This is a genomic window from Streptomyces sp. 4F14, assembly GCF_048159485.1.
Classification (GTDB): Bacteria; Actinomycetota; Actinomycetes; order Streptomycetales; family Streptomycetaceae; genus Streptomyces.
The window spans coordinates 414,415-425,201 of record NZ_JBLRVY010000002.1; the positions used below are offsets into that span (position 1 = coordinate 414,415).

The following is a 10,787-nucleotide window of genomic DNA, read 5'->3' on the forward strand; positions in this document are numbered from 1 at the left end:
CCCCCCGCAGATTGACCCGTACGCATGGTTTTCCCTTGAGGCACCCTTGACGCAGCTGTGCCCGTGTCATGAGCCTGAGCCCTGTTCGTGGATGTGGTGGACCAGGGCTAGGGGAGTTCATGAGACGCAGAGCGAGATCGATCCTCGCCGTAGGGGCGCTGCTGGCCGGCGGAGCCGTCGTCGCGCCGATCGCGCAGGCCCAGCCGGGAGAGGCGGACGGCGGGGACGAGGTGAAGGTCTTCCGGGCCGACGTCACCAAGGCCCAGGTGCCGTTGCTGCTGGCGGCGGGGCAGGACGGGCACGAGCTGAGCGAGGCGGTGCCGGAGACCGGCGAGGCCACCGTCGAGGTCTACCTCACTGACCCGCAGGCCGACGCCCTGGAGAAGAAGGGCGTCGACCTCACCGAACACACCCTCTCGGCGAAGGCCGAGCGCCGCGTCGAGGCGGCCTCCGACGGGGTGTTCCGCCCCTACAGCGGCAGCGGCGGCCTCAAGGAGGAGATCCTGCGCACCGCGCAGGAGAACCCGGGCCTGACGAAGGTCGTCTCCATCGGGAAGACGGTCAACGGCCAGGACATCCTCGCGCTGAAACTGACCAAGGGCGCGAAGAAGACCAAGGACGGCAGCAAGCCGGCCGTGCTGTACGCCTCCAACCAGCACGCGCGCGAGTGGATCACCCCGGAGATGACCCGGCGGCTGATGCACCACTACCTGGACAACTACGGCAAGGACCGGCGGATCAGGAAGATCGTCGACTCCACGGAGCTGTGGTTCCTGCTGTCGGCGAACCCGGACGGCTACGACTACACGTTCAAGGACGCCTCCACCCGCATGTGGCGCAAGAATCTGCGCGACAACAACGGCGACGGCGCGATCTCGACCGGCGACGGCGTCGACCTGAACCGCAACTTCGCCTACAAGTGGGGCTACGACGACGAGGGTTCGTCCCCCAACCCGACCAGCGAGACCTACCGCGGTACGGCGCCGGGCTCCGAGCCGGAGACCAAGGCGCTCGACGCGTTCGAGAAGCGGATCGGGTTCACGTACGGCATCAACTACCACTCCGCCGCGCAGCTGCTGCTGTACGGGGTGGGCTGGCAGGTCGCGACGGACAGCCCGGACGACATCGTCTACAAGGCGCTCGCGGGCACGCCCGAGAACTCCGCGATCCCCGGCTACCGCCCGCAGGTCTCCTCGGAGCTGTACACGACCAACGGCGAGGCGAACGGCCACGCGTCGAACGTCAACGGGGCGGCGATGTTCACCCCCGAGATGTCGACCTGCCAGACCGCGTCCGACCTCGACCCGAACGACCAGTGGAACGCGGCCGACTGCCGCTCCGTCTTCACGTTCCCGGACGACGAGAAGCTGATCCAGCAGGAGTTCGCGAAGAACATCCCCTTCGCGCTCTCGCTCGCCGAGTCCGCGCTCACCCCGGACCAGCCGAAGTCCTCGCTCGGCCTGAAGGCCGCCGACTTCACGCCGGCGCCGTTCACGACGTCGTACGCGCGCGGCGCCGACCAGGAGGTCGCCGTCGTCGCCCGCAAGGCGCTGCGGGACAAGGAGCTCAAGTACCGCGTCAACGGCGGCCGTACGCACGACGGGGCGCTGAGGGCGTGGAAGGGCGGGGAGACGTTCGGCGGGGCCGACAACCTCTTCTACGACGAGTACCGCGCGAAGGTGAGGGGCGCCGCTCCCGGCGCCAAGGTCGAGGTGTGGTTCACCGGGAAGACCAACGCCGGGAAACAGGTCTCCAGCGGCAGGTTCACGTACACCGTCGCGAAGCGGGCCGCCGCCGACACGCTCGTCGTCGCCGAGGAAGGTGCCGCGGCGACGCAGGCGCAGGCGTACGTCGACGCGCTGAAGGCCAATGGCCGCAAGGCAGTCGTGTGGGACGTCGCCACGCAGGGCGTGCCCGACGCGCTCGGGGTGCTGAAGCACTTCCGTACGGTCGTGCACTACACGGGCGCCGCGATCCCCGGCAACCCGACCCAGCTCGAACTGCGGGCCTACCTGAACGAGGGCGGCAAGCTGGTCGAGGCCGGTGAGCGGGCCGGCGGCGCGGTCGACCTCGGCGACGGCACCCCCTCCGACGACTTCAGCCAGTACTACCTGGGCGCCTACTCGCGCACCTCGGTCGCGGGCGCGAGCGGCGTCACGGGCTCCGGGAAGCTGACCGGCTTCTCCGCCCTGCTGGCCGGCGCTCCCGGCAACCCGCTGGACCAGGCGGGCACGTACAACGTCACCTCGGACGAGCTCCCGGTCGCCACGTACCCCCAGTTCGCCAGCGCGGGCGCGGGCCAGTACGCCGGGGCGGTCAACCCGTACGGCCCGTACTCGGGCTCGTACATGGCGGCGGCCGTGCACACCGACGACGCCTACAAGCGGCTGACCCGGACCATCGACCTGACCTCGGTGACCGCGGCCCAGCAGCCCACCTTGCGGGCGCGGCTGTTCTGGGACACCGAGCAGGGGTACGACAACGCGATCGTCGAGGCGCACACCGCGGGCGGTGCCGACTGGACGACCCTGCCGGAGAAGAACGGCGCGACCGGCACGGCCGTACCCGCGGACTGCGGTGCCGGCTTCTACATCGGTGAGCACCCCTGGCTCAGCCACTACCTGACCCTGAACGGGGGCGCCTGCGCCAACACCGGGACCTCGGGTACCTGGAACGCGTTCACCGGAACCTCCAGCGGCTGGCAGCCGGTCGAGTTCGACCTGAGCGCGTACGCCGGGAAGAGCGTCGAGGTGTCCTTCGCGTACGTCACCGACCCGGGCTCCGGCGGCCACGGCGTGCTCCTGGACGACACCTCCGTCGTCGTGGGCGGCACGGCGACCCAGGCCGAGGGCTTCGAGACGGCGCTCGGCGCCTGGCAGGTCACCGGGCCCCCGGCGGGCAGCCCGGCCGTGCTGAAGGACTGGACGCGCACGGGCGCGCTGTTCCAGACGTACGGCGCCGTCACCACGAAGGACACCGTGCTGCTGGGCTTCGGCCTGGAGCACCTGACCTCGGCGGCGGACCGCAAGGCGCTCATCGGAAAGGCCCTCGCCTCACTTGAGAAGTGAGTGAGGGTTTTCCGGGTCCTGGCGGTCCGTACCCCTACTGGGGGGTACGGACCGCCTCGCCGTGTATGGGACGACTCGATGTCACCGCGGCCCTCCCGGAGAGGTAGGGTCGGGGGTGGTCGGGGACATCCCAAATACAGCTCGCCGGCGACGAAGGCCGGCGTACCAACGAGGAGATCGGTTCGTGACGATCCGCGTAGGCATCAACGGCTTCGGCCGTATCGGCCGCAACTACTTCCGCGCGCTGCTGGCGCAGGGTGCCGACATCGAGGTCGTGGCCGTCAACGACCTGGGTGACACCGCGACCACCGCCCACCTGCTCAAGTACGACACGGTGCTCGGCCGGCTCAAGGCCGAGGTGACCCACACCGCCGACACCATCACCGTCGACGGCCACGTCATGAAGGTGCTCTCCGAGCGCGACCCCGCGCAGATCCCGTGGGGCGAGCTGGGCGTCGACATCGTGATCGAGTCGACCGGCATCTTCACCAAGCGCGCCGACGCCGCCAAGCACATCGCGGGCGGCGCCAAGAAGGTCCTCATCTCCGCTCCGGCGAGCGACGAGGACATCACCATCGTGCTCGGCGTCAACCAGGAGAAGTACGACGCCGAGAACCACCACATCATCTCCAACGCCTCCTGCACCACCAACTGTGTGGCGCCGATGGCCAAGGTCCTCCTGGAGAACTTCGGCATCGTCTCGGGCCTGATGACGACGGTCCACGCCTACACCAGCGACCAGCGCCTCCAGGACTTCCCGCACAAGGACCTGCGCCGCGCCCGCGCCGCCGCCGAGAACATCATCCCGGCGTCCACCGGTGCCGCGAAGGCCCTCGGCGTGGTCATCCCGGAGCTGTCCGGCAAGCTCAACGGCATGGCGATGCGCGTCCCGGTCCCGACCGGCTCCGTCACCGACCTGGTCGTCGAGACCGAGCGTGTCGTCACCAAGGACGAGGTCAACGCGGCCTTCCAGAAGGCGGCCCAGGACGAGCTGAAGGGCTACCTCGACTACACCGAGGACCCGATCGTCTCCTCGGACATCGTCAACTGGCCGGCGTCCTGCACCTTCGACTCGTCCCTGACGATGGTCCAGGGCAAGCAGGTCAAGATCATCGGCTGGTACGACAACGAGTGGGGCTACTCCAACCGCCTCGTCGACCTCACGGTCTTCGTCGGCGGCCGGCTCTGATCACCGCCTGACAGGCACCGCACCGATGTGAGCCGCAGGGCTCGGGCAGCATGCGAAGAGGCGCTGCCCGGGCCCTGTCGCGTGTGCAAGCACCCGTACGATCCCGAGACCGTTCCCTGGAGACTGCATTGAAGACGATCGACGACCTCGTCGAAAGCGGCGTCGAAGGCAAGCGGGTCTTCGTCCGCGCCGACCTGAACGTCCCGCTGGCTGGCACCGCGATCACCGACGACGGCCGTATCCGTGCCGTCGCGCCCACCATCAGCGCGCTCGTCGCCGCGGGCGCCAAGGTGATCGTCGCCTCGCACCTCGGCCGTCCCAAGGGCGCCCCGGACCCCGCGTTCTCCCTCGCCCCCGTCGCCGCCCGGCTCGGCGAGCTCATCGGCAAGAGCGTCGCCTTCGCCACCGACACCGTCGGCGACTCCGCGAAGGCCGCCGTCGCCGCTCTCGCCGACGGTGAGGTCGCCGTCGTCGAGAACCTCCGCTTCAACGCGGGCGAGACCGCGAAGGACGACACCGAGCGCGGCGCCTTCGCCGACCAGCTCGCGACCCTCGCGGACGTGTACGTCGGTGACGGCTTCGGCGCGGTCCACCGTAAGCACGCCTCCGTCTTCGACCTCCCCGCGCGCCTCCCGCACTACGCCGGGTACCTCATCGCCACCGAGGTCGGCGTCCTGAAGAAGCTCACCGACGACGTCGAGCGGCCGTACGTCGTCGTCCTCGGCGGCGCCAAGGTCTCCGACAAGCTCGCCGTCATCGACGAACTCCTCGGCAAGGCCGACCGCATCCTCATCGGCGGCGGCATGGCCTTCACCTTCCTCAAGGCCCAGGGCCACGAGGTCGGCGCCTCCCTCCTCCAGGAGGACCAGATCCCGGCCGTCCTGGAGTACATCGAGCGCGCCGAGAAGACCGGCGTCGAACTGGTCCTGCCGGTCGACGCGGTCGTCGCCCCCGCCTTCCCCGACCTCAAGGACAAGACGCCGGCCGGCTCCACCACCGTCGCCGCCGACGCCATCCCCGCCGACCGTATGGGCCTCGACATCGGCCCCGCGTCCGGCAAGCTGTACGCCTCGAAGATCACCGACGCCGCCACCGTCTTCTGGAACGGCCCGATGGGCGTCTTCGAACACCCCGAATTCGCCGAGGGCACCAAGGCGGTCGCCCAGGCTCTCCTCGACTCCCCGGGCTTCACGGTCGTCGGCGGCGGCGACTCCGCCGCGGCCGTGCGCACCCTGGGCTTCGACGAGACCGCATTCGGCCACATCTCGACCGGTGGCGGCGCCTCCCTCGAATACCTTGAGGGCAAGACGCTCCCCGGCCTCGCCGCATTGGAGAACTGAGCCCATGACCACCCGCACGCCGATCATGGCGGGCAACTGGAAGATGAACCTCAACCACCTTGAGGCCATCGCCCACGTCCAGAAGCTCGCCTTCGCCCTGGCCGACAAGGACTACGAGGCCGTCGAGGTCGCCGTCCTCGCCCCCTTCACCGACCTGCGCTCCGTGCAGACCCTGGTCGACGGCGACAAGCTGAAGATCACGTACGGCTCCCAGGACATCTCCGCGCACGACTCCGGCGCCTACACCGGCGAGATCTCCGGCCCCATGCTCGCCAAGCTGAAGTGCTCGTACGTCGCCGTCGGCCACTCCGAGCGCCGCCAGTACCACGCCGAGACCGACGAGATCGTCAACGCCAAGGTCAAGGCCGCGTTCAAGCACGGGATCACCCCGATCCTGTGCGTCGGCGAGGAACTCGACGTCCGCGAGGCCGGCAACCACGTCTCCCACACCCTCGCGCAGGTCGAGGGCGGGCTGAAGGACGTCGCCGCCGAGCAGGCCGAGACCGTCGTCATCGCCTACGAGCCCGTCTGGGCCATCGGCACCGGCAAGGTCTGCGGCGCGGGCGACGCGCAGGAGGTCTGCGCCGCGATCCGCGCGAAGCTCGCCGAGCTGTACGACCAGGAGCTCGCCGACAAGGTCCGTATCCAGTACGGCGGTTCGGTCAAGGCCGGGAACGTCGCCGAGATCATGGCGCAGGCCGACATCGACGGCGCGCTCGTCGGGGGCGCCTCCCTCGACGCCGACGAGTTCGTCAAGATCGTGCGCTTCCGGGATCAGTGAGTAGGCCCTAGCGGCGATCCGTCGTACCCTGACGGGGACCTTTGGTGGTGACAACCGCTAGAGTCCCCGTCGTCATCCGCATCCGAGGAAGTTGGTCCAGCCGTGGTTCTGGGGTTCTCCATCGCCCTGATCGTCTTCAGCCTGCTGCTGATGCTGCTGGTGCTGATGCACAAGGGGAAGGGCGGCGGCCTCTCCGACATGTTCGGTGGCGGCATGCAGTCCTCCGTCGGCGGCTCCTCGGTCGCCGAGCGCAACCTCGACCGCATCACCGTCGTGGTCGGTCTGCTCTGGTTCGCGTGCATCATCGTCCTCGGCCTGATCATGAAGACGAACAACTGAGCGACGTCCCGCAGCAGCACCATACGCACACAAGGCCCCATGTTCGGTACGCGCTCCAGGGCGCGGCCTATCATGGGGCTTGCGTCTGTGTGCGGTAACTCCAATCACTGGACGCGCGTTGGGTCTTAGGCCGATCGGTCTTACGTAGACTGAGGCGCTCGCAGCGGAGCGAAACGCCGACTCGCTTCGCGGCACCATCACGCAGGGAGTTACGACCGTGGCAAGTGGCAACGCGATCCGAGGAAGCCGGGTCGGGGCGGGGCCGATGGGCGAGGCCGAGCGGGGCGAGTCCGCACCCCGACTGCGTCTGTCCTTCTGGTGCTCCAACGGGCATGAGACGCAGCCGAGTTTCGCGAGCGATGCGCAGGTGCCGGATACGTGGGACTGTCCGCGGTGCGGGTTCCCTGCGGGGCAGGACCGGGACAATCCGCCGGCTCCGCCGAAGACCGAGCCGTACAAGACGCATCTCGCGTATGTGCGGGAGCGGCGTAGTGATGCTGATGGTGAGGCGATCTTGGCGGAGGCGTTGGCCAAGTTGCGGGGCGAGATTTAGGCCCAACGGGGTGCCGCGGTCTGTGGTTTCGGGGCTGCGGCGCCGTCGTGGTTTCTCGCGCAGTTCCCCGCGCCCCTAAAGGCAAAAAGCAGCTCAACCGGCGTTGTCAGTGGTCGCCTCTACCGTCGGGGTATGAGACGTGGGTTCTGGCAGTTGTGGTCTGCCGCTGTTGTGTCGCGGTTCGGGGATGCTCTGCGGGCTACTGCCATGCCCCTGCTGGCTGTGCGGCTTACCGATGATCCGTTGGTGATCGCTTCTGTTACCGCCTGTGGGTATGTGCCGTGGTTGTTGTTCGGGTTGGTGGGGGGAGCGCTGGCTGATCGGGTGGATCAGCGGCGGGCCATGTGGGGTGTGGATGTGGTGCGGGGGGTGTTGGTTGCTGGGTTCGGGGTTGTGGTGGCCTTGGGGGAAGCATCTGTGGGGGTGTTGTTGGGGCTTGCTTTTGTGCTGACCACTCTTCAGACGCTGTTCGACAACGCGTCCACCGCTCTGCTGCCTTCCGTTGTCGAGCGGGATCAACTCGGGGTTGCCAATGCTCGGTTGATGACGGGGCAGCAGGTTGCCGGGGGGCTGGTGGCGGGGCCTGTTGTGCCGGTGCTGGTGGTTCTGGGGATGAGTGTGCCGTTCCTGGTGGATGCGCTCAGTTATTTCGTCGCCGCCGGGCTTATTGCTTCTTTGCGGGTGCGGAGCGTTGAGCGGGAGGCTCGGGCTACGGGGAGCACCTTGCGGGGGGAGATCGCCGAGGGGGTGCGGGTGTTGTGGCGGGATCGGGTGCTGCGGGCGATCTGTACGGCCACGTTGCTGTGCAACGTCGGGATGGGGGCGTTGATCGCGACGCTGGTGGTGGTCGTCACCCGGTGGCTGGACGCGGGGGATGCCGGGTTCGCCGCTGCCATGACCGCGTACTCCGTCGGGTCGATCGGTGGGGGGTTTCTCGCGCAGAGAGTTGCCCGGAGGTTCGGGCGGGCGCGGGCGTTGTTGTGGGGTGGGAGTGTTCAGTTTCTGTCGCTGGTCGTCATGGGGTCCGTGCGGCATCTGGGGGCGCTGCTCGTGGGGATGGCGCTGCTCGGGGTGATGGGCATGGTGTGGAACGTGAATCAGGTGACGCTCATGCAGGAGCGGGCGCCTGAAGGGCTGTTGGGGCGGATCGCCGCCGCTTTCCGGACGGCCTCCACCTCGGGTGCGCCGGTCGGCGCGCTGCTCGGTGGGGTCGCCGCGAAGGGCTTCGGGCTCAACGCGCCGCTGCTGCTCGCGGCCGTGCTGTTCCTGCTCGCCGTCGTCGCGTTGATACCCGCGGGCAAGGCGGACGTACCTGTGGGTGTGAACGGCACCCGTACGGCAGCTCAGGAAAGGCGGGTTCGATGAACGCAGGCGGTCGGGAGAGGCTGGATCGGCTGGGCGAGTGGGCCGCCCTCGGCAAGCACCGGGAGGAGTGGGGCGCGACCGGGATGCGGGAGCTGTTCGACGCGGATCCCGGGCGGGGGGAGCGGTACCGGGCCCGGGTCGGGGAGCTGTACGTCGACTACTCCAAGCACCTCGTGACCGACGAGACGCTCGCCCTGCTGCGTGAACTCGCCGTCGCCACCGATGTGTTCGGGCTGCGGGACGCCATGTTCGCGGGCGAGCGGATCAACGTCACCGAGGACCGGGCCGTCCTGCACACCGCCCTGCGGGCGCCCCGGGACGCGGTGATCGAGGTCGACGGTCAGGACGTCGTCCCCGGTGTGCACGAGGTGCTCGACCGGATGGAGCGGTTCGCGGAGCGGGTGCGGAGCGGGGAGTGGACCGGGCACACCGGGCGCCGTATCCGCACCGTCGTCAACATCGGGATCGGGGGGTCCGACCTCGGGCCCGCCATGGCGTACGAGGCGCTGCGGTCGTTCACCGACCGGGAGCTGGCCGTGCGGTTCGTGTCCAACGTCGACGGGGCCGATCTGCATGAGGCGCTGCGCGATCTCGACGCCGCGGAGACGCTCTTCGTCATCGCGTCCAAGACGTTCACGACGATCGAGACGATCACCAACGCGGCCTCGGCCCGGGAGTGGCTGGTCGGGGCGCTGGGGGAGCCCGCCGCCGTCGCCCGGCACTTCGTCGCGCTGTCCACCAACGCCGGGAAGGTCGCCGAGTTCGGGATCGACACGGCGAACATGTTCGAGTTCTGGGACTGGGTCGGCGGGCGCTACTCCTTCGACTCCGCGATCGGGCTCTCCCTGATGATCGCGATCGGGGGCGCCCGGTTCCGGGAGATGCTCCAGGGCTTTTGGACCGTCGACGAGCACTTCCGCACGGCCCCCGCCGAGGCCAACGTGCCGTTGCTGCTCGGGCTGCTGGGCATCTGGTACGGGAACTTCCACGGGGCGCAGTCCCATGCCGTGCTGCCCTACTCGCACTACCTGTCCAAGTTCGCCGCGTACCTCCAGCAGCTCGACATGGAGTCCAACGGGAAGTACGTCGGGCGGGACGGGCGCGAGGTCGGGTGGGAGACCGGGCCCGTGGTGTGGGGGACGCCGGGGACCAACGGGCAGCACGCCTACTACCAGCTCATCCACCAGGGGACGAAGGTGATCCCCGCCGACTTCATCGGGTTCGCGGAGCCGGTGGGGGAGCTGGGCGAGGGGCTCAGGGCCCAGCACGACCTGCTGATGGCGAACTTCTTCGCGCAGACCCAGGCGCTGGCGTTCGGGAAGACCGCCGAGGAGGTCCGAGCGGAAGGGGTCGCCGAGGAACTGGTCGCGCACAAGGTGTTCAAGGGGGACCGGCCCACCACGACGATCCTCGCCCGGGAGCTGACGCCGGGGGTGCTCGGGCAGCTCATCGCGCTGTACGAGCACAAGGTGTTCGTGCAGGGGGCCGTCTGGGGGATCGACTCGTTCGACCAGTGGGGCGTGGAGCTGGGGAAGGTGCTGGCCAAGAGGGTGGAGCCGGCGCTCACGGAAGGGGCCGAGGTGGCGGGGGCGGACTCCTCCACGCGGGCGCTCGTCGGTCTGTACCGGGAGCTTCGCGGGCGCTGACCGGCAACCTCCGGAGCCTTTCTCGCATCTGGATGGGTGGCGGGAATTGCTTCGTGGGAGGGGTCGCTGTGCGCGGGATCGGCAGAGGTCTGAGCGGGGTGGGGATCGGGCTGGCCGTGGTGGGGCTGGCCGCTGTCCCCGCTCACGCCAAGGGGGACGTGGCCGTGGCGGCGCCCCGGACCGCCGTGGTGGGGAAGGCGTTCAAGGTCAGCGCCCATGGGGACGACGACGCCGCGCGCTATCTGCGGATATGCGTGCAGGAGCGCAGCGGCAAAGGGGCCTGGCGGCAGGTCGGGTGCGGGGCCGTGGTCCGGCGGGGCGGGCCCGAGGGGCGCGCGGCCGTGCAGGTGAAGGCCGTACGGCGTGGGGGGTTGCAGTTCCGGGCCGTGATGTACGGGCTCAAGGGGCCGCACGACCTGCGTCCCGTGCGGTGGCGGGCCTCGGACGTCGTGAGTGTCCGGGTGAGGTGAGAGCACGACAGAGGGCCCCGGCCACAACGGCCGGGG

At 69.2% G+C, this 10,787-nt stretch carries 9 protein-coding genes; all 9 read left to right on the forward strand.

The features are described 5' to 3' along the window. Positions 1-119: 119 nt before the first annotated feature. The 9 genes from ACLZOT_RS04155 (at position 120) to ACLZOT_RS04195 (ending at position 10,751) form a co-directional block, all read left to right on the forward strand. Complete coding sequence (locus ACLZOT_RS04155) at positions 120-3,068, forward strand: M14 family zinc carboxypeptidase (RefSeq protein WP_416967311.1); 2,949 nt, start codon at positions 120-122, stop codon at positions 3,066-3,068. A gap of 184 nt (positions 3,069-3,252) precedes the next feature. Then, complete coding sequence (gene gap, locus ACLZOT_RS04160; RefSeq protein ID WP_416967312.1) at positions 3,253-4,257, forward strand: type I glyceraldehyde-3-phosphate dehydrogenase; 1,005 nt, start codon at positions 3,253-3,255, stop codon at positions 4,255-4,257. 128 nt (positions 4,258-4,385) lie between these two features. Then, entirely contained in the window at positions 4,386-5,597 is a 1,212-nt protein-coding gene (locus ACLZOT_RS04165) for a phosphoglycerate kinase (protein WP_416967313.1), read from the forward strand. Positions 5,598-5,601: 4 nt separating this feature from the next. Further along, positions 5,602-6,378, forward strand: coding sequence for a triose-phosphate isomerase (gene tpiA / locus ACLZOT_RS04170; RefSeq protein ID WP_416967314.1), 777 nt, complete (start codon positions 5,602-5,604; stop codon positions 6,376-6,378). 102 nt (positions 6,379-6,480) lie between these two features. Continuing rightward, a complete protein-coding gene (gene secG, locus ACLZOT_RS04175) occupies positions 6,481-6,717 on the forward strand; it encodes a preprotein translocase subunit SecG (RefSeq protein WP_416967315.1) in 237 nt (78 codons plus the stop codon). A gap of 217 nt (positions 6,718-6,934) precedes the next feature. Next, positions 6,935-7,270, forward strand: a complete 336-nt coding sequence (locus tag ACLZOT_RS04180) for an RNA polymerase-binding protein RbpA (RefSeq protein WP_319725533.1) — start codon at positions 6,935-6,937, stop codon at positions 7,268-7,270. 132 nt (positions 7,271-7,402) lie between these two features. Further along, positions 7,403-8,635 (forward strand): MFS transporter, encoded by a 1,233-nt coding sequence (locus tag ACLZOT_RS04185; RefSeq protein ID WP_416967316.1) that lies wholly within the window; start codon positions 7,403-7,405, stop codon positions 8,633-8,635. Further along, positions 8,632-10,281 carry a glucose-6-phosphate isomerase gene (gene pgi / locus ACLZOT_RS04190; protein WP_416967317.1) on the forward strand — a complete coding sequence of 550 codons (1,650 nt, stop codon included), beginning with the start codon at positions 8,632-8,634 and terminating at the stop codon, positions 10,279-10,281. Before ACLZOT_RS04185 ends, pgi begins: the two co-directional genes overlap by 4 nt. 53 nt (positions 10,282-10,334) lie before the next feature. Next, complete coding sequence (locus ACLZOT_RS04195) at positions 10,335-10,751, forward strand: hypothetical protein (RefSeq protein ID WP_416967318.1); 417 nt, start codon at positions 10,335-10,337, stop codon at positions 10,749-10,751. Positions 10,752-10,787 lie beyond the last annotated feature (36 nt).

Excerpts from the sequence above, each read along its gene's own strand:
- pgi (WP_416967317.1), top strand. The coding sequence starts at position 8,632 with ATGAACGCAGGCGGTCGGGAGAGGCTGGATCGGCTGGGCGAGTGGGCC.
- ACLZOT_RS04185 (WP_416967316.1), top strand. The coding sequence starts at position 7,403 with ATGAGACGTGGGTTCTGGCAGTTGTGGTCTGCCGCTGTTGTGTCGCGG.
- ACLZOT_RS04155 (WP_416967311.1), top strand. The coding sequence starts at position 120 with ATGAGACGCAGAGCGAGATCGATCCTCGCCGTAGGGGCGCTGCTGGCC.
- tpiA (WP_416967314.1), top strand. The coding sequence starts at position 5,602 with ATGACCACCCGCACGCCGATCATGGCGGGCAACTGGAAGATGAACCTC.